Here is a 24,793-nt window from a genome sequence, read left to right on the forward strand (position 1 = left end):
GCTTTGTATCTTGTTTTAAGGAGTTGTTTATGTTCATGTTTGACTATCTTTCTGCTCTACGCCTTGTTTGCGTTGTCATTCTTCTCGTCTATCTGTTGCTTGGTATCAGTTTTATAAGGTCTTTTCATCGAATTGATTTATCGAAAGCTGTCAAAGCCTTTTTCTTACTAGGCTACCTGCTCCTTCTCGCAGGTCTGCTCTATATGACCTTTTTTATCCTCTTACTAGGATTTAATTCTTAGACAGTCAAAAACGCTTAGAAATGAAAATTTCTAGGCGTTTTTTTGTATAGAGGAGTCATTAGCTTGTATCAATCCGAACTGTGTACGAGCTAAAAGCTCGGAAAATAGATAGACAGCCCTTTAGAAATTAGGGTAAAAACCTCCACTGGAGCTTTCACTCATCATGTTTCCTAATTTTGCTGTAGCCGTTGCGAACTTCGTTCGCTTACGGATACGGAAGAAACGCTCCAGTGGAGAGTTTCTTCAACGAGAGTACAGTCGCTTTTTAACGCTCTCGTATCTTGTGGAATTGAACTCGGGCTAAAAGCTCGGAAAATAGATAAACATGCCTAGAAGCTACGCTTCTTCGTCATGTTTCCTAATTTTCAGTCGCTTTTTTTACGCCCTCGTATCTTGTTTTACTCCTCTTTTTGAATTGGGGCAAGACTTGCTAGGACTTTTTTGAGGCCTAGTTCTGGGAAATTGATTTTCAACTCTTGGCTATTGCCGCTCCCTGTAACTTCAAGGACCGTTCCTCGTCCCCATTTTCGGTGAATAACACTATCTCCAACCGACCAATCGGCTTGTGAGGTACCACTAGACTTTCCAAAGGGCAAGTCATCTCCTAGATGACGAGGTTGAATGTGAGACTTACGAGACTGAATCGCCTGCTGCAAACTCATCCCTTGACCAAACCGACTGGTCTGACCATTGACATAGGAGGCCTTAAAGGCTGTATTGGCAGGTCTTGCTAGACCTTGATAATCCAGTAAATCACTCGATACTTCTCGGATAAAGCGACTAGGCTGGTTATAACTGCTCCGCCCAAATAAGAGGCGGGAGTTGGCATTTGTCAGATAGAGTTGTTTCTCTGCGCGGGTAATGCCCACGTAAGCCAAGCGGCGTTCTTCTTCCAATTCGTCCTCATCTTCAGCCGCGCGACTAAGCGGAAAGACATTTTCTTCCATGCCGATGAGAAAGACAACTGGAAATTCAAGCCCCTTCGCCGCATGCAAGGTCATCAAGGTTACTGCTGAACTCTCACGCTCCCCGTCATCCGTATCGGCAATCAAAGCTAAATCATTGAGGAAACGGCTCAAGGTTTCCAAGCCTGTTTCTCCTTCTACCTCATTTTCCTCATCAAAATGTTTGGTCACAGAAAGAAATTCCTGCAAGTTTTCGATTCGAGCATTGGCTTCCAAGGTTGCTTGGAGGGTGAGCATTTCCATATAGCCCGTCTTACTCAAGACAGCCTCAACCAACTCTGTAATCGAAAGACTATCCAACTCTTCCCGTAACTGGTAGAGCAGATTGGACAAGTCAAACACGGCCTGAGCTGCCTTGCCCTTAATTCCAGACAAGAGGATATGCTGGCTCGCTTCTAGCAAGGACATCGCCTGTATTTGGGCAAAATCACGAATTTTCTCTACCGTACCAGGTCCTACCCCACGCTTTGGTTCATTGACAATTCGCTCAAAGGAGAGATTATCTGCTGGATTTGCAATCACATTGAGATAGGCAATGACATCACGAATCTCTTTCCGGCTATAGAACTTGGTTCCACCGACCATAGTATAGGGAATATTGGCCTTTAAAAGGGCTTCTTCAATGGTCCGAGATTGGGCATTGGTCCGATACAAGACCGCAACATCACGATAGGCGCTACCTGCTCGCACTAAGTCATCAATCTGACCCGCTACATAAATCGCTTCATCCTGCTCATCGCGGGCACGATAGTAGATAATCTGATTCCCCTCATCATTTTGTGTCCAGAGATTTTTCGGACGGCGATTGCGGTTATTAGCGATGACGTCATTTGCTGCCTGTAAGACTGTCTTGGTCGAGCGGTAATTTTCTTCCAGCAGGACAACCTTACTTTCTGGATAATCCTTCTCAAAATCAAGGATATTCTGCATATCCGCACCACGCCAACCGTAGATTGACTGATCTGCATCTCCCACAACACAGATATTTTTAAAACGTGAAGCAAGGAGCTTCACCAACTGATACTGGGCATGGTTGGTGTCTTGATACTCATCAACGTGGATATACTGGAATTTCTGCTGGTAATAGGTCAGCACCTCTGGATTCTGATCAAACAAGCGTAGGGTCAGCATAATCAAATCATCAAAGTCTACTGCCTCACTCATGCGCAATTCTTTTTGATAGGCAGTATAACATTTGGCAACAATCTGCGTGTAGAAATCTCCAGCCTGACTTTCATAGGCTACCTCGTCAATCAAGTCATTTTTAGCATTGGAAATCGTGCCGAGAATCGATCGTTCACTCCATTTTTTCGGATCCAGATTCAGATTCTTCAAAATCCGCTTCATCAAGGTTCGTTGCTCCCCCGGATCCACAATGGTAAAATTACGATTGTAGCCAATATGATCCGCATCACGACGCAAAATCCGCACACACATGGAGTGGAAAGTCGCAATCAAGCAATCCTGCGTTGCTGGATTCAGCGCAAAGGCTCGCTCCTTCATCTCACGAACAGCTTTATTGGTAAAGGTAATGGCCAAGATATTCCATGGATTGACCATTTTTTCATCAATCAGATAGGCAATGCGGTGCGTTAAGACTCGGGTCTTACCAGACCCCGCACCCGCCATAATCAACAAGGGACCTTCTGTTGTCTGAACCGCCTCTGCCTGCTTCTCATTCATTCCATTTAATAAAGGATTCATCTTCTCTCCTCATCTCTTGTCTTTTAGAAAATCAAGGCGCAAGAACAGACTGCCCTTCTGATTTTCCAAGACTTCCAATTCTTTTATTATATCAAAAAGTATGAAAAAAAGCGCCAATCTTTTAGAATTGGCACTCCTTTTCTATTTCTTAAAACCCAATCTGCATCTCAGGGTACTGTTCAACCAAGTAGTCCAACAGTCCTTGCAGCTCCATATCTGTTTCTTTCTTAGCTGATTTGTACTGCATGGTGAGGGCACGCTTGACTCCTCTCCTGTGGACCATTAAGTATTCATCCCGTGCAATTGTAAAGAAACTATAGCGATGTCGAATCGTTTGACTATACAAGCGTTCCACATCTGGTAAGGCGACTGCATTAAACCCGCGGTAATAGGTCACCAAATGCTCTTTGTAGACCAATATCTGCAACCGGTCATTTCTGTAAGCCGCGTCTACCAGAAGTAAGTCCAAGTTCCCCTTTAATTCTGGATAGGCCTGATACAAGTTATCGTAAGACTGATGATTGGTTTTACGAATCGAGTAGGCGCGCGCAAAGAGTATGAGACCAATCCCAATCAAAAAAGCAGCTGTGCCGTACATAATCCAGCGAAGAGCATTGGCTTCTGACAGTGAAACATAGGAACTATAAGCAAAGGCAGGCGCAATATCACTACTGTGATCAATGATTCCACTCATCAAGGATTCGTAATTTTCAATCTGACCATCTTCTTGCGAGCTCGTACTAAAGACTTCCACCTCTAAAATCATTGGCTGTTCTGGCAGGGTTTCTGCTTGCTTGAGTAGGGCTTGCAGTTTCTTATCACTAGCTGAGGCTTCTAGACCAACATAACCGCTTCCCTCATACTCCACCAAGTAGATAAAGGTTCCTGTATCTACTTCTGCAATCGGCTCGGTCAGAATTCCCGTAATTTTGATAGAGGTCGAGCTACTGTTCCCATACGGATCAAAGCGTTTGCCTCGCTCATACAAGTTTTCCGCGCCCGAATTGAGGGCATAAAGGCCACCCACTAAACCACCAACTAGGAGAAAAATCAGACCTCCTATGATAAATCCAATAATCCCTTTATTTTTATTCTCTTTCATCTTCTTTCCCTAAATATAGACAGAAAAAATCTGGAAGCACCTACTTCCAGATTGATACGTTTCTTACTCTGCACCCAAAGCTGCCATAGTAATATAGTTATATGGCTTGTTGAAGTGTGGCAAGAAGAAGATGTCAAGAAGCGCTAAGCGTTCGATTGTAACTTTTTCTTGGATAGCAAGTGAGAACATATGGATACCCATTGACATATCTTCCTTAGAAGCCATTTGTGCTCCAAGAACAACACGTGTATCTTTATCGTAAACAATTTTCAGTGTTACTGGGAAGTTGTCATGTTCGATGAATTCTGGTTTTTGGTTGTCTGTAAATTCAGTAACAACAGCGTTGTAGCCAAAGCGTTTTGCTTTTTCAAGCGTCAAACCAGTTGATACCATTTTAAGATCATAGATTGCAATACCATTTGAACCTTGCACACCGATTGACTCAAGTTCAGTTCCACATACGTTGTGAGCAGCTACGATACCTGAACGAACAGCGTTTGTCGCGAGGGCGATGTAATTTGTGTCACCGATTGAGTTGTCATAAACAGTCGCACAGTCACCGATTGCATAGACATCTTTGATGCTTGTTTCTTGTTTTTTGTTTACAAGGAAGGCACCATTGCGGAAGAGCTCAATCTTACCATCGCCAAGACCTGTATTTGGACGGAAACCAACTGCCAAGATAACCATATCAACGTCAAATGTTTCTTTATCTGTTACGATACGCTCTACCTTACCGTCACCTTCAATCGCTTGTACGGTTTGACCAAATGCCAATTTGATACCGTGGTCTTCAAGGTTTTTGCTCATCATATCTGTCAAATCGCGGTCATAGTAACCTGCCAAGCAAGTGTCTACAACGTCGATGAGGATAACTTCTTTGCCTTTGCGTTCAAAGGCTTCAGCAAGCTCAACACCGATGTAACCAGCACCAACAACTGCTACGCGTTTGATGTCCTCATCTTTTAATTTTTCAATCACATCTGCTGAGTTTTGGTACAATTTAACGAATTGAAGATTTTTAAGAGTTGCTTCAAATTCACGTGAACCTTCTTTGATTTCTGCACCCTTAATTGGTGGCAAGATTGGTTGTGAACCAGTCGCGAAAATCAACTTGTCATAGGACTCAACGTGTTTGCTGCCGTCTTTTAAAAGGACATGTACTTCTTTTTTATCATAGTCTACAGACTCAACTGGTGAGTTCATGTATACTTTTGCACCGAGGCTTTCCAATTGCTCTTTATCAGAGTAGAACAAGCCTTCTGGTCCAGAGATTTGCTCGCCAATCCACAGTGCCATTCCACATCCAAGGAAAGAAATATTTGAGTTTTGGTCAAATACAACAATCTCGTTATCAGCACCATAGTTTGTTAACATAGTTTTGATACAAGCTGTACCAGCGTGGTTTGCACCAACAACAACGATTTTAGACATAAGTAAATCTCGCTTTCCTAAAAAATATTTTTATACAGTTGATATTATACTAGATTTTGGTACCGATTACAAAAGTTATGCTCAAAAAATCATCAGATTTTTTCAATCCCAACACTCTCTTTTTTCGGTAGCCCTAATCGATTATTCTTAATACGTGGAAGCAAACTCAGACATTTTTATCATTGCTTCTGATTTCTATAGATTGAAACGTTACTGCAGCTCTTGCAAGAGCTACATTCTTTACAGATACGAGTAAGACAAATCAAGCGAGAGTTTCTTCACCAGAGTATACTTTGAATTTATTTATACGCTCTATATCTTCTGAGATGACAGGATTGAATGTTGATGAGCACTGATACTCTGACTCTTATTATTTGAGTATGAAAAAATACCTCTTGCGAGGTATCATTTTGATAGTGACTTATTACCAAAAACGTTTTTAAGGCCTTCTACAGCGCCCTCTACAGCACCTTTGGCATCTTCAGTGAGTTCTTTTGCTTTGTCAACTGCATCATCTGCCAATTCCTTCGCTTTACCAGCTGTTTTTTCAACAAGACCTTCCACTTCTGTCTTCTTATCACCAACAACTTTTCCAGCTGCTTCTTTCAAGCCACCTGTTACTTGGTCCAATTTTGCTGACAATTTTTCTTCTGACATTTGCATGTCCTCCTTTTATTTTATAGTTAATATAATAACATAAGTTTGAATACGCTTCAACTATTCTGCTCATTATTCCTCGTTTTTAAACAAACTGGTAAAAAGTGTCCAAAAACTTATCTTTTAGGAAAGAAAAGCGAAATAATCGTATAAGCTCCCTGTTTGGAGTCAATATCCATGTAATAGGTAGACCCAAACTGCAAACGCAAGCGCTGATCCACATTTTTTAGACCGACACCACCAAGCTTGACCAAGAGATTTTCCGTCGTGTCGTGGGCTGTAAAACCAGACCCATTATCATAGATGGATACGACAAGAAACTCCTTTCGTTCCGCTACCGACACGCGCACCAAGCCTTGGCCCTTTATTTCCTTAATACCATGATAAATGGCATTTTCGACCAAGGGCTGTAAGACCAGCTTAGGTAATTGAAAATCATCAAATCGGGCATCTTCCTCAATTTCATAGGCTAATTTATCTCCATAGCGGTGCTTTTGGATAAAGAGATACTGGCGCACATGCTCAATCTCATCTTTGAGCGCAATCTGCTCATTGCCCTGATTGAGTGCTAGGCGGAAATACTTAGCGAGCGACTTGGTCACTTCGACCACCTTCGCACTGTTGTTAAGCTCCGCCATCCAGACAATGGTGTCTAGGGTATTATAGAGAAAGTGTGGATTGATTTGACTGGAGAGGGCTTGCAGTTCGTATTTGCGGACATTTTGCTCTTCTTCTTTAACCGCCAGCATCAACTTGTCAATTTGGTCTAACATGCGGTTAAACTGATGGGCCAAATTGACCAATTCAGGTGCTCCCTGCTCGCTGGCACGAAGGCTCGCATTCCCATTTCCAATCGCCAAAATCGTCTCCTGCAAATTCCGCAGGGGTTTGATCCAGTGGCGCAAGATAAACCAAATGCCCAAGAGACAAATCCCTAAGACAACAAGACCTGTTCCTAGGAAAGACATGAAGATTTGCTTCTGCAACTGGTGGAGATTTTCCATAGAAGCCACTCCGATAATCAGCCAGTCGCTCTGCGGAATCGGATACTGGTAAACGTAGGCGGTCCCTTGAGAAACATAACCATTTCGGACAAGGATATAAGGTTCTAAGGCTTTCATCTCCTGACTAGAAGAATAAACACTCTTCTGAGGGTGATAGACAAATTCGTGCTTGCTATTGATGATAAAGGTAAAGCCATCTTTTCCCAATTGCAGGCTATCCAAATAACGCGACAAGCTATCGTAGGCAATATCCAGACGGATAACGCCGAGATTGTCCCCCTTGCTATCGACCACCTCTTGGGTGATAGAAACGACCCACTTGTCACTTGATTCAGATAAATTCTGGCGAGCTGGGGTCAAGACCGGCATCGCATGCTCCTGAATGGCAGCTTTGTACCAAGCCTCCTTCATCATGTCACTAGAGGTTTTCATGCTGATTGCTTCGTCTGTTGCTACCAAGTGACCTGATTTGGTGATAAGTACAGCAGATAGCAAGTCTCGGTCTGTGGATAAAATCGTGTCTAAGAGTTTTCTGAGACTCTCCTCATGTTCAGCTGTAGAATCTTCTGCGTACCCCTTGACCAGCTCATTGGTCGCCAGACTCTTGGTTGTTTCTTTTAGTTTTTCCAAATAGGATTGGACAAACTGTCCACTTTGGGAAATCGTATCTTGGGTACTTTGTTCGGTCGTTTCTTGGATAACCGTTGAGCTGGTATGGTAGTAACTAGCCCCCACAATACCTAAAAGCAGTAGCATGGTGAGAGCAATGTAAGCAACTAATTGGACAAAAAGAGAATAGCGCTTCATCCTTGCACTCCTTTTTTAAATTGGCTAGGTGTTACTCCTACGACCTGCTTAAAGCGTTGTGAAAAATAGTTCATATCTTCAAAACCGACCTGCTCTGCTATTTCATAAATTTTCAAATCCGTTGTCAACAGTAGCAACTTGGCCTTTTTCATCCGCTCTTGAATCAAGTAGTCTTGAAAGGGTAGCCCCAACTCTTTTTTCAAGATGACACTGAGATGCGAGGGGCTAAAGCCTAAATCACGAGCTAGGGATTTAAGGGATAGCCCCTGTTCTGCCAAGCGATTTTGAATCACTTGAGCCAAACTTGATTTCTCACTTTGCTGGAGCAAGTCTCGAATCTGTTGACGTGTTTCTTCCTCATCGAGTTTCTCCTTCACCTTGACCAACATCTCCTCCACATCCGCCTTAGAGAAGGGCTTCAAGAGATAGTCATCTGCTCCTAATTTGACAGCTGAGAGGGCATAATCAAAGTCATCATAACCCGTCAAAAAGACGATATGGGTCGATGGATAGTGTTCCCTGACCAGCTGCGCTAAGCGAATACCGTTCATCTGCGGCATGTTAATGTCGGTTAAGAGAATATCTACCTGCTCCTTTTGGAACAAGTCCCAAGCCTCTAAGCCATTTTCAGCTTCTGCCAAGACTTCCATACCCAATCTTTCAAAATCAATCAAGGACGAAATTCCCTGTCGGACAAGGTACTCATCTTCTACAATCATCATTTTATACATGTCTCTCTCCTGCCCTTTCCTCCTACTTCTCCACCATCAAAATAGCACTTTATCTACTCAACTGGAGAAACACCGTTACTGTTCTTATCCACTGCTAGAGCTTCCTTCAACTACCTTTACATTCCCCTGTTTTGGACGCAATTGAACTTGAAAAAAGATAGGCGGGTGTTTCGGCTGTAGCCGATTACAGATATGCCTATCTTGAGATATACACTAACTAATAGAACTAGACACATCAGACATAGTCCAAGAGGTAGCCATAGCCCTTACTTTCCATTTCTGCTTTTGGAATAAACTTGATGGAGAGGCTATTGATACAGTAACGAAGACCACCCTTATCCTTGGGACCATCTGTAAAGACATGTCCCAAGTGGGAATCACCCACTCGGCTTCTGACCTCAGTCCGCACCATATTAAAGCTCGTATCGTCTTTATAAGTCGATACATCTGGGCTAATAGGGCATGAGAAACTTGGCCAACCGCAACCTGAATCATACTTATCTTTGGAAGAAAAGAGGGGCTCACCAGTTACAATGTCCACATAGATACCGTCCTCAAATTGATTCCAGTAGCGGTTTGAGAAAGCTCGTTCTGTATCATTCTGTTGGGTCACCGCATACTCTTCCGCTGTCAGCATTTCCTTGATTTCTTCATCACTTGGTTTGTGGTACAACTGTTCATCAATGACCGGATAGCTAGCCTGATTGACGTTGATATGGCAATACCCATTCGGATTCTTCCGAAGATAGTCTTGGTGGTATTCTTCTGCTTCTACGAAGTTTGCTAAAGTTGCTTTTTCAACAGCGAGCGGTTTGTCTAATTTCTCGGCTTGTTCAGCAAAGACCTCTTCAATAACCGCCAAATCATCTGTATCAGTATAATAAACACCTGTTCGGTACTGGGTGCCACGGTCATTTCCCTGTTTATTGACACTGATTGGGTCAATGATGCGGAAATAGTGGAGCAAAACTTCGCGGAGCGACACTTGGTTCTTGTCATAGGTCACCTTAACTGTTTCAGCATGACCTGTCTGACCAATCAATTCGTACTTAGTGGTGTCTCCTTTTCCATTGGCATAGCCCGATACAGCATCTACTACCCCTGAAACGCGGGAGAAATATTCTTCTACACCCCAGAAACAACCGCCAGCAAGATAAATTTCTCTAAGATCTTCTTTCATATGGTCTTTCTTATCCTTTCTTGTGACTTCATTCGTCTGGCTCATTGCAACATCCTTAATAGATGTCGAGGAAGAGACCATCCACAAACGACTTCCAAATACAAGGGCTACAATCACGACGAGTACACCTCCTAGAATGAGGAATAACTTGGACTTATCTTCCATATCTTACCTCCTAGTGAATCTCTTTGAGCTTGTCTTCGATACCGGCCTTATCCATAAATCCTGGGTGGACTTCTACCAAGCCCCCGTCACTGCCGATAAAGGCTGAAGTCGGATAAGCACGAACACCGTATTCTTGCAACAATTTCCCGCTTGGATCAAGGAGGACTGGAGTGTGTTTGTAGTCAAGTCCATCATACCATTTTTTGAAATCTTCTGCAGACTTTTCGCCCATGTGATCAGGAGATACTACTGTTAAGATAATATAGTCTTCATCTTCTACCTGACTAGCAAGGTCATCAGTATCCTGCAAGGTGGAAAGGCAAATGGAACACCATGACGCCCAGAATTTTAGATAGACTTTCTTCCCCTTGAAATCAGAGAGTTTGTAAGTCTTGCCGTCCACACCTTCCAAATTAAAATCAGGTGCTGGTTTTCCATCATTCATCGCTTTGTTCCCCCCTTCTTTCATGTCGTCTTTTTTCATATCCTCTTTGTTAGGCATCTTTTCGTCATTCATATCTTTCTTTTCATCGGACATCTTGTCTTCTTTTTGCATCACCGAACTGTCATCTGTTTTTTTCATATCGTCTGCTTTTTGATCAGAGCAGGCTATCAATAATCCTACAGACAAGAGGCTAGCGAGTAATAATGTTTTAGTTTTCATGAGATTTTTCCTTTTATAATGAATTATGTTGTTTATCCAAATAGCTGGGTAAAGATATTTAACTTGCCTAACATGAGTAAGATTCCCATCAAGATAATGAGGGCGCCACCCATTTTCTTCAAGGTTACCATGTAGGGTTTGAGTTTGCTGAAGTAGCGTAGGACAAATGAGGAAGCGAGGGCTACCAATAAGAATGGGAGGGCAAGTCCTAGTGTGTAGAGGAGCATCAAGATTGCGCCCTGCCAAGCGCCAGCTCCTCCAGACGCTGCAATTGCAAGAACAGAACTAAGAACTGGTCCGATACACGGTGTCCAACCGAAGCTAAAGGTCAAGCCGAGCAAGAAAGCATTGTAGAAATCATGGCGTTTTTTGTTCTGCTTGAATGGAACGCTCTTTTGCTTTTGCAATAGAGCCAGATTGATGATGCCCATCTGGTGAATCCCAAGGATGATAACGATAGCTCCTAACACATAGCGGAACCAATCCGTATAGAGAAGATTTCCTAGGAAACCAGCCCCGTAGCCCAAGGTGATAAAGACCATGGATAGTCCTGCGATGAAAAAGAGGGTTTTAACAATGCTATACCAAGCAATCTCAAAACCTAACACTCGCACGGTTCGTGGTTCATCTGCGTCCAATAAGATTCCAACATAGACTGGTAAGAGGGGTAAGATACAGGGTGAAAAGAAGGATAGGATTCCTGCTAAAAACACCGAGAATAGAAATACAACTGAGGTCATTTCAGTACTCCTTATCTTTTTGTATCTCTAGTATAGTCTTCTTCCCACCTAAAAACTAGAGAATTTGATGTGGAAAAACTTGAATTTGATGAGATACGAAAAAATCTACCACTTTCGTGATAGATGTAAAATATTATTCCATTTCAAAACTTTCTGCGACCTGTTTATCAGGTAATAGAAAAGCGATGAGTAAGCCAATCAAGGCTGGTACGAGCCACGGAAGCGAAGCATCTGCAAATGTCAGGGCTTTGATAAGCTTACTTAATCCGTCCAATTTGAATTGTGTACCGATAATCGTCGCAAAGGCTACGATACTCACCAAGGCAATGGTCAGCTGCATTCCTATTTTTGATAGGGGAACCAAGCGATTGACAATGACAATTAAAACAATGGCAATGGTAATCGGATAGAGAATTTGTAGTACTGGGACGGAGTAGGAAATGATGGCTGAAAGACCGATATTGGCAATCCCAAAGCCAATCAAGGTAAAGATCGTTGCATATGCCTTATACCCCAACTGTGGGAAGGTTTTGACAAAAAACTCGGATGTCGATACAATCAAACCGACTGTCGTTGTAAAGCAGGTCATGGTCACCATGATAGCTAGGAAAATCTGGGCAGTTGAGCCAAAGATGGCTTGTGTTGCTTGCGATAGCACATAGACCCCCTTGTTGGTATCAGAAGCCATTATCTCTGCTGGAATTGGGAAATGGTTGCCCAGGAAACCAAGGCCGATATAAAGAGCACTAAAGCCCAGAGCCACAACGATTCCTACCACCCAAATGGTCGATACATATTCTTTTTTAGAGGCAAAACCGAGCTGCTTCATGGTCTCAACCGCAATCACACTGAAAGCGACTGAAGCTAGGGCATCTAGTGTATTGTAACCCTCTAAAAATCCTGTTCCGAATGCCGAGGTCACGTAGGTTCCTGATGCTACCATCGGACTGTTACTACCGTATTTTGTAGCCCCTAAGATGACCAACACCACAATCAATAGGGCAAAGACAGGAGTCAAGATTCTCCCTACTAGGTCTAAGATTTTAGAGGGATTAAGTGAAATGAGATAGGCTGCAATAAAGTAGAGAATAGTAAAGACGAGCAGCCCCCACTGGCTGTTACCAGCTAGCAGAGGGGCAATTCCCACTTCATAAGCTGTTGTCGCTGTCCGTGGTATCGCAAAGAAAGGACCGATAGACAGGTAGAGCGCTACCAGATAGGTCGTTGCAAACCACGGTGCAATCTTGCGTGAAATTTCATAGACATAACCTTTAGGATTTAAGGTCCCAATGATAAGGGTCAAGACAGCAATTCCGACTCCTGATAACACAAAGCCACTAATGGCTGACCCAAAATGCTCGCCTGATAAGGCACCAAGTGTAGGCGGAAAGATTAAATTTCCTGCTCCAAAAAATATACCAAACAGGAGTAAACCTGTTAAGGAACCCTTTTTAATCATGAAAATCTCCTTTTAATTCAATAGTCTTTATTATACCAAAAACTCTTTGTAAGATGACAGAAACTCTTCATTTTTAAAGGTTTTGTAAATTCAGAATCTTCATACGAATTTGTCATCGCGTAAGTGTGTAAGAACGAGTGTGAGAGGTCATCATCAAAATCATCGATTTTATGGTCAAATGAATGACCGTTCAGATAAAGAGCTGAGACGCAGACAGTACCTTATAATCTTTGAAAATCAAAACTAGACGTTGTTGACTTGATTTGATGAACTTCAGTTCTATCTGCTGCTCCTTGCTCCATTCCTTTCTCAATCCACTATAAATGCTGAGCCCAAGGTCTCACCATTTCCGAGTAGCGTCACTACTTGTAATAACACCACTTTTACCACAGCGAAAAGTATCTGACGAAGCTCACTCGCGAAAATCGAAAAATCCAATGACAAGCTTTGCAACCTGTTTAAATAGTTCTTGGATTTGTCTATGTCTAAGGCTGAATGCAAAGTCTGACCCTTTTTAGCCTTTAGAGCATAGCAATAGTCAGTTCTAGCTTAAGTTCCCTTAAGAAGCCTCAAACCATTTAAGATGACAAGGATGGTCGACATTTCATGAAAAAATACCCCCTCGGTCAGGTCTAGAATTCCCATCACATTCAGCAGGATTAAAACAAGAATAACAGAGATGGAAAAGACGATATTCCAACGAGTGATACGGCCGTATTTGCGACTCAGTTGATAGAGTAAGCCTACCTTGGTCAGGCTGTTATGAATCATGATGATATCGCTCATCTCAAGCGCCACATCTGTGCCACCACCCATAGCAATCCCAACCGCTGCATAGGCCAAGTTTGGCGCATCATTTAAGCCATCGCCAATCATGCCAACCACTTTGTCTTGCCTTGCATACTGCTGTAAGTAAGCCACCTTATCCTCTGGGAGACACTGGGCATGAACAGTCTCAATCTGCAATTCATCTGCGACAAATTGCGCTGTCTCCGCCCTATCTCCTGTCAACATGACAACGTCTACCCCTGCCTCTTTCAAAGAAGCGATCAAGCCTTCTGCCTCATCACGGATAGTATCCACCAGTTCAATATAGCCTACGATTCGTTCAGCTTGGGCTACAAACAATAAGGTCCCATGACTCTTTTTATCCAAATAATGATGTGGATCGATACACGATTGGACAAACTGCTGATTTCCAATCAACACATCTCCCATCTGTATCCCATGTCCTACACATTCCTTAACAGGCTTGGTATCTGCTAGTGCTCCATAGGCCACGTCCTTAAAATGACTCAAGATAGAGGTTGCTAAGGGATGAGAGGACCTACTTTCCATGTATAACAGTAGCGGCAAAAGCTCTGGATTGTCTAACTGGTAATCACTGACCCGAAATTCTCCTGTTGTGACGGTCCCTGTTTTATCCGTACAGAGTACTGATAAGTGCATCATATTTTCCAAGGCCTGGCCATTTTTGATCAAGATTCCCTGCTTAGCGCTAAAGCTCATCGCACTCAACATAGCAGGCGTAATGGATGCAATCAAGGCACAGGGACTCGCAACCGTCAATAAAATCATACCACGATAGAAAGCCGCAACAAAGGGTTGCCCTTGCCCATACATCAAACCTAAAATAAAGACAAGAACCCCCACTAAGACCAGTATCATGTACTTCTTTTGGAGTTGATGAATCCGCTCATCACGCTTACTTTGGCTGCTGCTCGCTGCTTGAATCAGCGAGACAATTTGCGCATACCGACTGTCACTACTATCTTTAACAACCCGATAACTAGCCGTATCACCCACATTCAGCGTTCCTGCAAAGACTGTATCTCCACTTTCTTTTGTGACTGGAAGACACTCACCTGTCAACAGACTTTCATCTACTTGCATCGGCTCTTGGGCTTCCCCATCGAGGGCTATTTGTTCTCCCTTTGCTACTATGAGAATGTCCCCAATGCAAATATCATCAATCAATCGTAGCTCCGCTTGTCCATCCTCCATCAGGACACTTGCTTGTTGAGGAACTTGTGTCATCAAGGTTTCCATTGTTTTCATGGACTTCCTATACACATAGTCTTCCAACACTTCAGAGGCCGCAAAGATAAAGAGCAAGATTGCTGCCTCGCTAACATAACCGATAGAAACTGCTCCTAGTGCAGATAAGATCATCAACAAATCTACTTGAAAATCCCCTGTTTCCAACATCTCTTTGAAAACGTCTTTCCCAATCGGACCTCCTAGCAATAGAATGGCTAAGACGAAGCAACCAATGGCCCAGCTACTCAAAATATGTTCCAATACCAGCCCCAATCCCAGACCGAGCGTTCCGATGAGAAAGAAAATTCCTCTTGTCGTTTTCACAATAGCATTCATAATAGTTCCTCCTTTTGATATGAAAAACAGAAAAAAGAGCACACCTGTGGACAGTTTGTACTGTCTCACAGATATGCTCGGCTTTAGATGCTCAACCAATCTGCTGTCTACACACTTGTAGACCCGGCTACGTAAAAAAATTTACTGCTTGTTCATATTCTATTTCACTTATGCTACCAGTATAGCAAATATTCCTCGACCTGTCAAGGAAATAGAAACAACATCACAACAAATGCTTGGAAAAGGAAACAGCTGAATCAGCGGTACTAGAGGACTGCCCCTCTTTTACTTCATCTCATTCTACCATATACCACCTCTTCAAGAAAAGGATAGTCACTTATCTGTTCAGTAGGCAAGAGAACTGAGTATTTTCATCACTGCTATTTTTATATTTATTCATGCTCCAATGGTACAACTGCTAACATCTTACCAAGACTAAGAAACCTTTAATCCCATAGCAAACTGAGGGCTTATCTTACCTGTTTCCATTCTAGCAATAGCTGGCTGGTTCACACCACTCATCTCATTTCTCCTCGGCTCATCTCCCTTTCATACATTTCGTTTACATTTAGTATCTTTTGATATTTCCCGATTGAAATAGTTCCCCGAACTATTTCAACCTCCTACGGAGTTTCATCCCTCATTTTTCAGCCAAAGGTCTCAAAAATCCCGTCCTAGACAATAACAACATTATTGTCTAGGATACCACTATATCGGGAAATATCTTTTAAATGCTCGCTTCGCTCGCGTCTTATTTTACATGTAACTACTTATCTAAATATCAAACAGTTCACTAATATACGCTAAATTACTAACCTACTTTTTACCTTTTTCATTCTATAGTGTAAATTATAAACAAATACAAGATATTAGAGGGGTAGTAAAAAAGGTATTGAATTGATGAGTTCAGCAGGCAAGAAAACAGCACCTTAACGGGTGCTATTTTTTATGTCTAATAAACATCTCTCCTGTGCCCAAATTCAAGCGCTAAAATAACCATCCTATCATCTTGAATATCGCATATAAGCCTATAATCACCAATACGATAACGCCATTCGTCAGCATGGTTTCCTGTTAAACCTTTACCGTGGGCGCGTGGGTTATCTGTCCCCTCTAAGTGCTTATCAATCCAAACAAATAACAACCGCTGTATCTGCTTATCTAATTTCTTAATCTGCTTTTGAGCTTTTTTAGAATACTCTATACTGTACATATTACAAGCCTAGCTCTTTCTTAAAATCAGCATGGCTAATTGTCTCTGGGTCTGCCTTATATTCTGCATAAGCTCGATGATAGATTTTTAAATCATATTCATCTTCAATATCACGCTCTAAGGCTTTTTTGAATAGACTAGAAAGGCTTTGCCCTGTTAATTGAGCATAGCTTTTGAAAAATGTTTCTTCTTCTTGGTTTAATCTGATTGTAACTGTACTCATGTAATTCACCTCATCTCTTTGTGTTACATTGTAACACATTTTAGAGCGTCTGTCAATTCTAACAATAACAAAAGTTTATAAGGGTTGCCCTCTTACTATACCCTATTTTCACTAGGAGTAGTACAAAGGGTAGTAAATTCTAAAAAAGCACCTTGGGATGACACCCCAAAGTGCTTCATATCAAGGCTTTTCAGCCCTCATCTCGTAAAGAGATTATTTTTTCAAGTTGTAGAAAGAGTTCAACCCTTTGTAAACTGCAACTTCACCAAGTTGGTCTTCGATACGAAGCAATTGGTTGTATTTCGCAATACGGTCAGTACGTGACAATGAACCTGTCTTGATTTGACCAGCGTTTGTTGCAACCGCGATGTCAGCGATTGTTGAATCTTCAGTTTCACCTGAACGGTGTGATACAACCGCAGTGTAACCAGCTTCTTTCGCCATTTCAATCGCTTCAAATGTTTCAGTAAGTGTACCGATTTGGTTTACTTTGATAAGGATTGAGTTTGCAGCTCCTTCTTTGATACCGCGTGCTAGGTAGTCAGTGTTTGTAACGAAGAAGTCGTCACCAACCAATTGAACACGTTTACCAAGACGTTCAGTAAGAGCTTTCCATCCATCCCAGTCATTTTCATCCATACCGTCTTCGATAGTGATGATTGGGTATTTGTTTACCAACTCTTCAAGGTAGTCAATTTGCTCTGCAGAAGTACGTACAGCAGCTCCTTCACCTTCAAATTTAGTGTAGTCGTATACTTTACGCTCTTTGTCGTAGAACTCAGATGATGCACAGTCGAAACCGATCATGATTCCGTTTTCGCCAGCTTCGTAACCAGCTGCTTCGATTGCTTCGATGATTGTTTCAACACCGTCTTCAGTTCCTTCAAATTTAGGAGCGAATCCACCTTCGTCACCAACAGCTGTTACCAAACCACGAGCTTTAAGGATTTTCTTCAAAGCGTGGAATACTTCAGCACCCCAACGAAGACCTTCTTTGAAAGTTGGCGCACCAACTGGCAAGATCATGAATTCTTGGAAAGCGATTGGCGCATCTGAGTGAGAACCACCGTTAACGATGTTCATCATTGGTGTTGGAAGAACTTTTGTGTTGAATCCACCAAGGTAGCTGTAAAGTGGGATTTCAAGGTAGTCAGCAGCAGCACGTGCTACAGCGATAGACACACCAAGGATTGCGTTCGCACCCAATTTACCTTTGTTTGGAGTACCGTCAAGAGCGATCATTGCACGGTCGATAGCTTGTTGGTCGCGTACATCGTAACCGATGATAGCATCTGCAATAACGTTGTTTACGTTATCAACAGCTTTTTGTGTACCAAGACCAAGGTAACGAGATTTATCTCCATCACGAAGCTCAACTGCTTCGTGCTCACCAGTAGAAGCTCCTGAAGGAACCATACCACGACCGAATGCGCCTGATTCAGTGTAAACTTCTACTTCAAGTGTTGGGTTACCGCGTGAGTCTAGGACTTCGCGAGCGTAAACATCAGTAATAATTGACATTTTTTACTCTCCTTTGAGTTAATTTTATTTACTAAACCATGTTACCTTAAAATCGCATTTTTTTCAAGGAAAAACTCATAAATTTCCCATATATTGCAATGATAACGTTTCCGTCTTGCCACTTCTATCCAATTCTTAAAATAAAAATCAAGATTAGTGCTAATACAATTTGCACAAGACCAATCAGCCCCATGTACATCAAGAATTTGGGTCCTTCTTGCAAAAATTTCTTAAAGTCTAATCGTAGGCCAATGGCCGCAAGGGCTGTAATTTCAAACCAAGTGCTAAACCACTTTGATCCGGCACCTAAAAAGCTGGGTAGTGGTAGGCTGCTGTTTACACAACACAGAAGCAAAAAAGCGAGAATATACCACGGAATGCTGGCAAAAATCGATTTAGCAGACGTATTTTCGGCAGAAATTTCCTGATTCTTTTTCGCCATTAAGCGTTCAAAGGCAAAGACCACGACCACTAAAAAGAGAATACGTGTAATTTTAAATAATGTTGCGTATTGAGTGACGGTGTCGTTGATGAGACTGGCAGATGCCACTACTTGCCCTACTGACTGCAATACCCCACCTGTCAGAGCACTATTGGCCAAATCCGAAAAGCCTAAGACCTGCACCCCAATCAAGGGCAGTACAAACATCAGAATGGTTCCTAAGAGGTTAATGAGGACAATAGCCTGCCCCTTATCCTTACTGTCTGCCTTGATGGCGGGCGCAATGGCTCCGATAGCCGACGAGCCACAGACCGCATTTCCCCCAGCAATCATGAGGGACATTTCGTCTTTAAAGCCTAATTTTCGCCCTAAAAAATAGGTAAAGAGAATGACACCCGTCATCATGCAGATGATGTAGATGAGCCCAGACACACCTAGGTGCCCAATGGTCTGAAAGGTGACCGTTAGCCCCAGTAGCGCTACTGAAATCTCTAACAATTTACTTTCTGAAAACTTGGTCCCCTTTTCCAAGCGCTTGCTTCTGCAAACCGTATTTCCCAAAACAATCCCGATACAAATCGCTAAACTAGCCGCACCGATGCTCGGAACAAAGACTGCCAATCCTTTTGCCACAAGAGCTACCAAAAAGGATAGGACGAAACCCGGTAAAATCTCTCGCATTCGTATCTTCATTTTATACCTCCTTTGTCATACTTGACCTTATTGTACCATAGTTTTCTCTCTTTTTCTGGGTCAGGGGAACATTCCCTTATTTTCCAACGCCCTCTTTTATGATATACTGGAAGCATGAAAGATATCAACAACATCATTATGCAACAAGCTGCTGGCGGATTGAAACTCAATCCCGACGAGCAGCGCAAATTTTTAAACACCTTTGAAGAACGAGTGATTGGCTTGTGCAGTATTGAGGAGGCAAACTCACAGAATCTGGCAAGCCATTTCAAGGAAATCTTGCAACGAATCACTCAGGACTACAAGCCCGTCTTAATCAAAATTTCGCCCTTTATCAACAGTCAAAAACAGATTTTCTATCTGAAAAAGGCTCAAGAATTAGGATGTGAGGCGACCATTGTCTCAGAAGACTGCGCCGCTATCTTTGGACTTGTTATCCATACGGATTGCCCGATCCAGATTGAAAACCCAGAACTAACTACTCAATTCGCAGAAATCCTCCACCCCACTCCTGCTAAAACAGAGAAAAAGTCCTCATTTTGGAAGAACTGGTTTGGTTCGTGGGGAAAAGAATAGGAATGGACTCTTCGTTCACACCTATTTTTATATCTATTCGCACCTCCTATCCAATAATTCCAGAACCTTGGCAAGATTTTTTTCATTGATGCGATACGGAGCTTGTTCTTGGACAATAGGCTTGGCGCAAAAGGCGATTCCAAGACCTGCTGTCTGAATCATGGGAAGATCATTTGCTCCATCTCCTACGGCAATGGTCTGCGCCAACTCTACACCATTTTCAAGCGCCCACTTTTCCAAGTAGGCTTTTTTGGTATCTTTGGTGACAATATCGCCCAGCACACGACCTGTGAGAATCCCCTCCTCTACTTCCATACGGTTGGCTTTGACATAGTCAATCCCTAATCTTTCTGCAAGTACATCAACTGTCTCATGAAAACCACCAGATACCACGGCCACCTTGTAGCCTCGTCTATGCAATTCTGCTACCAACTTTTCAGCCCCTGGTGTAAAATGGATTTTGTCCAAAATACGGTCAAAAACGCTCACGGGCAGACCTTTCAAGAGGGTGACCCGTGCAACTAATGCCTCTTCAAAATTAAGTTCTCCCCGCATGGCACGCTCAGTGATGTCTGCAACTTCACTTCCGACACCTGCTTCTTCTCCAAGCAAGTCAATCCCTTCTTCTAAAATCAAGGTGCTATCCACATCCATGACTAATAACCCTTTTACTGTCATTTTCTTCTCCTTATTTGTATAAAACAAAAAGCCCGAGGGCCTTTTATATTTAGTAACGAATGGTTTCTCTCGTCTTTTCATAGGAACGGACGAAACGCTCTGTCACCCCTGGCTCAACAGCTTCTAGGGCAAATGAAATTTCTTCGAAAGCCGCTTGGTAGTCGTAGTCCTTCTCAAAAATCGCCAATGCGCGAGTAAAGGCCTGCTGAATTGAAGCATTAGCTGAACGGTAGCGGTTAGAGTATTGAAGCAACTGCTCTGTTAGAGCTGCATTTTGAACAATGGTATAGGCTACTTCTTCCAATTCGTTCATGTCAAATGTCGCATTTTCTAACAAACGATTGACGATTTCAATATTGATTCGTTTGTAATCCAACTCCGCCAACAAGGCTTCCACATGGCCACTGGTTCTGAAAAAGACAGATAGGAAATCTTCTGGAATACCTGGTAAACTACGTTTTTCCATATAGCGTTTCAAGGTATGCAACTGATTGATATAAAGAGTTGCTTTCTTACGCGCATTGGTCTCAGATGCTTCTTGAGATTTCAAATAATCCGCTAGTACAAGCTGCTCTTCTTCCATTTGTTTGAGGGTTGTCAGAGCATGTTCTAAGCGCTCCTCAAGAATAGAATAAGCCACTTGTGGTGTTTCTAATTCTGCAATACTATCATGAACAACCGTTTCCATCGATGATAATTTAGCAGCTAGTTTTGAAATACGAGACAGCTTGCTTTCCACCAAAATGTAGGAATGATTGAGGCGTTCTGCTTCTTCTGTCAAGATACCTGTGTTATGCACAACATGTTCAAGGAATTTTGGTAGATTTTTACTAATCTTAACAGCTCCCTTGTGAGCTTCGATTTCACGAGTAAAGATTTGGTATAGGTAATCAATCTTGGCTTGGATTTCTCCAATTTCTGCCTCAGCAGCATCCAAATCAAATGAGACGATGAGGGCAGTTGTTTCACGAATGGCCACTCGAATTTCTTGGAAACAAGACTCAATATTTCCTTCTGTAAATAGGTAGCCTTCTTCGACTAATTTGCGGTAACCAGCTTCCAAGTCTTCCAATTGATCTGGCAAGGACTTGTTAACTTTTTCAATCAAAGCAGGAATGCGATCCATGATTTGATTGAGAGCAATCATATGCTCTTCCGTCTTATCCAAAATGCCTGCGGCTTCAATCGGGTCACCAGACGAGTTCAGCATCACAAATTCAGAAAATTCAACTTCAATATTTTTGAGTTGTTTTTCCAATTCTGGCAACGTTTCTCCGTATTGCTCTGCCTTTTCACGGACAGATTCTTGCAAGCTATCAAAGAGATCTAAGGCATGTTTGACACGACCCGAATTTCTTTCTTCTTGTTCCTTTAAGTCTTTTAATCCTTGACGGATAGCTGTAATATCTTCTTCAATCAAATCAATTTGGCTTTCAATGCTGTCAATCGCATTCTTGGCACGGACAAATCGGAAAGAATTATTGAAGGCTTCGGCTTCAAAGATATGGTTTTCAATATCTGCAAAAGAATTGAGAGATAAGTCAACCCATTTCTGATTCCACTCTCGGAAAGATACCTGACTTTGGCCAATCAAATGTAGGCTCTTCACCGCTTCGACCTCGTCGTTGACAGGCAAATTGAATAACTCTTCTTTTCGATCTTCTAAATCGTTTAATAAATTATCATTTCGTTTACGGGCGATAAGGCAAACAATATAGGCAATAATTAAGATAACAACAATCGCAACGATTAAAATGATTGTTCCTCTAGACATGTAAATCTCCTTAGATAATAATTTGTACTGGAAAATATCGCTTTATTATATCATACTTTTTGGCGATATGCACTTGTTTTTTCGAAAATCAAACATCGAGGGTCGAATAAACCGCATTTTCTTCGATAAATTCGCGACGAGGTTCCACCTTATCTCCCATGAGCATATCAAAAATTTTGTCTGCCTCTGCTGCATCATCAACTGAAACACGCGCCATCAAGCGGTTTTCTGGATTCATTGTGGTTTCCCATAACTGGTGATCATCCATTTCTCCAAGCCCCTTGTAACGCTGAATGGTTGGCTTAGAACGTCCTTGGCTATGGCGCTCAAGCGCTTCCTGTAATTCCTGCTCTTGATTAACACCCGGTTGGATGTACTCTTTCACATCGCTTCCCACTTTTACACCATAAATCGGTGGTTGGGCAATATAGACGTAACCTGCTTCCACAATCGGGCGCATATAGCGGTAAAAGAGCGTTAAGAGCAAGGTTCTGATATGGGCACCATCGACATCGGCATCGGTCATGATGACCAGCTTTTGGTAGCGCGCCTTCGTCACATCAAATTCAGCTCCAAAGCCCGTTCCCATAGCCGTGAAGAGGCTACGAATCTCTTCATTGGCAAGAATCTTATCCATGGTCGCTTTTTCAACATTGAGGATTTTCCCACGGATTGGCAGGATCGCTTGAAACTCACGGTTGCGTCCTGATTTTGCTGATCCCCCCGCTGAATCTCCCTCTACGATAAAAAGTTCTGTCTGGGCTGGATCGTTTGAGGAACAGTCGGCTAGTTTCCCAGGCAAGTTTGAAATTTCTAGTCCAGATTTCTTGCGGGTCACTTCCCGTGCTCGCTTGGCCGCAATCCGAGCCTTACTTGCTAAGATTCCTTTTTCTACGATACGGCGAGCAATTTGCGGATTCTCTAATAGGAATTCTGAGAAGGCTTCTGAGAAGAGGCGATTCGTGATTTTCACAACCTCACTATTTCCAAGTTTGGTCTTGGTTTGCCCTTCAAATTGCGGTCCGGGATGTTTCACAGAAATAACAGCCGTCAAGCCTTCGCGGACATCTTCACCTGTCAAGTTGTCTTCGTTCTCCTTAAGGATTTTATTTTTCTTGGCATAATCATTGATGACACGGGTCAAGGCTGTACGGAAACCTTGCTCATGCGTCCCCCCCTCGTGGGTGTGAATGTTATTGGCAAAGCTGACGACATTCTCATGGTAACTTGTCGTATACTGCATGGCCACTTCAACGGTAATATCATCCATTTCACCGTCTGTATAGATTGGTGTTTCAAAGATGACATCCTTGTTTTCATTGAGGTATTCCACGTAGGAAGCAATCCCACCTTCGTAGTGATATTCCTTACTTTGCTCTAGTCCCTCACGCTTATCAGTAATGGATAAATGCAAGCCACGGTTCAAGAAAGCCAGTTCCTGAACACGCTTGTTGAGTTTGGCAAAGTCAAATTCGGTTGTTTCAGTAAAAATTTCTGGGTCTGGTGTGAAATGAACCGTTGTCCCTGTCTTGTCAGTCTGACCGATGATTTCAAGATCTGCCACCACTTCCCCACGACGGTATTCTTGGTAGTAGACGTTGCCATTTTTGTAAACACGCACATCTAGTTGCGTTGAGAGGGCATTGACAACGGATGAACCCACCCCGTGCAAACCACCTGACACCTTGTAGCCGCCACCGCCGAATTTTCCGCCGGCATGTAAAACCGTAAAGACGGTCTCAACCGCTGGACGTCCTGTTTTTTCCTGAATATCCACAGGGATTCCACGGCCATTATCAACGACGGTAATCGAATTATTTGCTTCGATATAGAGGTCTATCCAGGTCGCAAAACCAGCCAAAGCTTCGTCAATCGAGTTGTCAACGATTTCCCAGACCAAGTGATGCAATCCCTCTTTAGAGGTCGATCCGATATACATCCCCGGACGCAACCGCACCGCTTCAAGACCTTCTAAGACCTGAATCTGACTGGCATCGTATTCTTGTGCTTTTTCCTGTAAGTTATTGATTTCTTCTGTCATTCTTCTTCCTTTATTTTCTGGTAACGTCGCCTTTTCAAACATATATATCGTAGACATCTCTACTGTTTGACAAGCAAGCATATTCGCCAAACGACTACCCTTTATTATATCATATTTTTCACAAATTTCCTACAAAAAAAGGAGCAAGAACTGTCTGAAATAGACTTTCTTCACTCCTGTTTCCCGACTTTATCACTTGTTTTTTCCCCCCACCTTGCTCCCCCCCTTGGTAGAGTAAGGTTTTTTAATAAATTTCAACGTCTTATCTTGTTGTGTATGGTTATGTATGGTATAATGAACTATGGCTTTTATTAAAACAACAACAAACAAAGAAGGTAGGACGCATGTTTACCTTGTAGAAGGCTATCGTAAAGATGGTAAGGTCAAACAGCGTATCCTTAA

At 42.6% G+C, this 24,793-nt stretch carries 20 protein-coding genes, 1 pseudogene and 1 riboswitch; of the genes and pseudogenes, 2 read left to right on the plus strand and 19 right to left on the minus strand.

The features are described 5' to 3' along the window. The first annotated feature begins 29 nt into the window (after nucleotides 1-29). Nucleotides 30-242 (plus strand): hypothetical protein, encoded by a 213-nt coding sequence (locus E4T82_RS10120; protein WP_135182703.1) that lies wholly within the window; start codon nucleotides 30-32, stop codon nucleotides 240-242. A gap of 398 nt (nucleotides 243-640) precedes the next feature. Here E4T82_RS10120 and pcrA read toward each other — a convergent pair whose 3' ends face one another. The 16 genes and pseudogenes from pcrA to E4T82_RS10195 all read right to left on the minus strand — a co-directional run bounded on the left by pcrA (nucleotide 641) and on the right by E4T82_RS10195 (nucleotide 19,322). Further along, entirely contained in the window at nucleotides 641-2,911 is a 2,271-nt protein-coding gene (gene pcrA, locus E4T82_RS10125; protein WP_135182704.1) for a DNA helicase PcrA, read from the minus strand. 148 nt (nucleotides 2,912-3,059) lie between these two features. Further along, nucleotides 3,060-4,013, minus strand: coding sequence for a hypothetical protein (locus E4T82_RS10130; RefSeq protein ID WP_135182705.1), 954 nt, complete (start codon nucleotides 4,011-4,013; stop codon nucleotides 3,060-3,062). A gap of 63 nt (nucleotides 4,014-4,076) precedes the next feature. Continuing rightward, a complete protein-coding gene (gene nox / locus E4T82_RS10135; RefSeq protein WP_135182706.1) occupies nucleotides 4,077-5,447 on the minus strand; it encodes a H2O-forming NADH oxidase in 1,371 nt (456 codons plus the stop codon). Nucleotides 5,448-5,852: 405 nt separating this feature from the next. Continuing rightward, nucleotides 5,853-6,104: a CsbD family protein gene (locus E4T82_RS10140; protein ID WP_135182707.1), complete on the minus strand. Its 252-nt coding sequence runs from the start codon at nucleotides 6,102-6,104 to the stop codon at nucleotides 5,853-5,855. A 116-nt stretch (nucleotides 6,105-6,220) separates the two neighbouring features. After that, nucleotides 6,221-7,915: a cache domain-containing sensor histidine kinase gene (locus E4T82_RS10145; RefSeq protein ID WP_135182708.1), complete on the minus strand. Its 1,695-nt coding sequence runs from the start codon at nucleotides 7,913-7,915 to the stop codon at nucleotides 6,221-6,223. After that, nucleotides 7,912-8,646: a response regulator transcription factor gene (locus E4T82_RS10150; protein ID WP_135182709.1), complete on the minus strand. Its 735-nt coding sequence runs from the start codon at nucleotides 8,644-8,646 to the stop codon at nucleotides 7,912-7,914. Before E4T82_RS10150 ends, E4T82_RS10145 begins: the two co-directional genes overlap by 4 nt. Before the next feature lie 235 nt (nucleotides 8,647-8,881). Beyond that, nucleotides 8,882-9,991, minus strand: coding sequence for a peptide-methionine (R)-S-oxide reductase MsrB (gene msrB / locus E4T82_RS10155; RefSeq protein WP_135182710.1), 1,110 nt, complete (start codon nucleotides 9,989-9,991; stop codon nucleotides 8,882-8,884). Between the two features lie 10 nt (nucleotides 9,992-10,001). Then, nucleotides 10,002-10,655: a redoxin family protein gene (locus E4T82_RS10160; protein ID WP_135182711.1), complete on the minus strand. Its 654-nt coding sequence runs from the start codon at nucleotides 10,653-10,655 to the stop codon at nucleotides 10,002-10,004. Nucleotides 10,656-10,687: 32 nt separating this feature from the next. Beyond that, nucleotides 10,688-11,395, minus strand: coding sequence for a thiol-disulfide oxidoreductase-associated membrane protein CcdA2 (ccdA2, locus tag E4T82_RS10165; protein WP_135182712.1), 708 nt, complete (start codon nucleotides 11,393-11,395; stop codon nucleotides 10,688-10,690). Nucleotides 11,396-11,528: 133 nt separating this feature from the next. Next, nucleotides 11,529-12,854: a branched-chain amino acid transport system II carrier protein gene (brnQ, locus tag E4T82_RS10170; protein WP_135182713.1), complete on the minus strand. Its 1,326-nt coding sequence runs from the start codon at nucleotides 12,852-12,854 to the stop codon at nucleotides 11,529-11,531. 549 nt (nucleotides 12,855-13,403) lie between these two features. Further along, the gene (locus tag E4T82_RS10175; protein WP_135182714.1) at nucleotides 13,404-15,230 is read right to left on the minus strand and encodes a heavy metal translocating P-type ATPase; all 1,827 of its coding nucleotides are present in this window, start codon (nucleotides 15,228-15,230) and stop codon (nucleotides 13,404-13,406) included. 58 nt (nucleotides 15,231-15,288) lie between these two features. After that, a riboswitch (NiCo riboswitch) is annotated at nucleotides 15,289-15,396 on the minus strand. A 226-nt stretch (nucleotides 15,397-15,622) separates the two neighbouring features. Then, nucleotides 15,623-15,755 (minus strand): annotated as a pseudogene (locus tag E4T82_RS12875) (helix-turn-helix domain-containing protein); the annotation flags it as partial. A 427-nt stretch (nucleotides 15,756-16,182) separates the two neighbouring features. After that, the gene (locus tag E4T82_RS10180; RefSeq protein WP_135182715.1) at nucleotides 16,183-16,443 is read right to left on the minus strand and encodes a type II toxin-antitoxin system RelE family toxin; all 261 of its coding nucleotides are present in this window, start codon (nucleotides 16,441-16,443) and stop codon (nucleotides 16,183-16,185) included. Between the two features lies 1 nt (nucleotide 16,444). Beyond that, nucleotides 16,445-16,666, minus strand: a complete 222-nt coding sequence (relB, locus tag E4T82_RS10185; protein ID WP_018380798.1) for a type II toxin-antitoxin system RelB family antitoxin — start codon at nucleotides 16,664-16,666, stop codon at nucleotides 16,445-16,447. Nucleotides 16,667-16,879: 213 nt separating this feature from the next. Further along, complete coding sequence (gene eno, locus E4T82_RS10190; RefSeq protein WP_067085729.1) at nucleotides 16,880-18,187, minus strand: surface-displayed alpha-enolase; 1,308 nt, start codon at nucleotides 18,185-18,187, stop codon at nucleotides 16,880-16,882. A gap of 124 nt (nucleotides 18,188-18,311) precedes the next feature. Beyond that, the gene (locus E4T82_RS10195) at nucleotides 18,312-19,322 is read right to left on the minus strand and encodes a YeiH family protein (protein WP_135182716.1); all 1,011 of its coding nucleotides are present in this window, start codon (nucleotides 19,320-19,322) and stop codon (nucleotides 18,312-18,314) included. 114 nt (nucleotides 19,323-19,436) lie between these two features. Here E4T82_RS10195 and E4T82_RS10200 point away from each other — a divergent pair, with 114 nt between their 5' ends. Beyond that, entirely contained in the window at nucleotides 19,437-19,898 is a 462-nt protein-coding gene (locus E4T82_RS10200; protein WP_135182717.1) for a DUF1694 domain-containing protein, read from the plus strand. A 33-nt stretch (nucleotides 19,899-19,931) separates the two neighbouring features. Here E4T82_RS10200 and serB read toward each other — a convergent pair whose 3' ends face one another. From serB to gyrB, 3 genes are all read right to left on the minus strand, one after another. Then, nucleotides 19,932-20,657, minus strand: coding sequence for a phosphoserine phosphatase SerB (serB, locus tag E4T82_RS10205; RefSeq protein ID WP_265588331.1), 726 nt, complete (start codon nucleotides 20,655-20,657; stop codon nucleotides 19,932-19,934). Further along, nucleotides 20,626-22,350 carry a septation ring formation regulator EzrA gene (ezrA, locus tag E4T82_RS10210; RefSeq protein WP_135182719.1) on the minus strand — a complete coding sequence of 575 codons (1,725 nt, stop codon included), beginning with the start codon at nucleotides 22,348-22,350 and terminating at the stop codon, nucleotides 20,626-20,628. Before ezrA ends, serB begins: the two co-directional genes overlap by 32 nt. 88 nt (nucleotides 22,351-22,438) lie before the next feature. Continuing rightward, nucleotides 22,439-24,391 carry a DNA topoisomerase (ATP-hydrolyzing) subunit B gene (gene gyrB, locus E4T82_RS10215; protein WP_135182720.1) on the minus strand — a complete coding sequence of 651 codons (1,953 nt, stop codon included), beginning with the start codon at nucleotides 24,389-24,391 and terminating at the stop codon, nucleotides 22,439-22,441. Between the last annotated feature and the right edge of the window lie 402 nt (nucleotides 24,392-24,793).

The organism is Streptococcus cuniculi (assembly GCF_004570575.1).
GTDB lineage: Bacteria > Bacillota > Bacilli > Lactobacillales > Streptococcaceae > Streptococcus > Streptococcus cuniculi_A.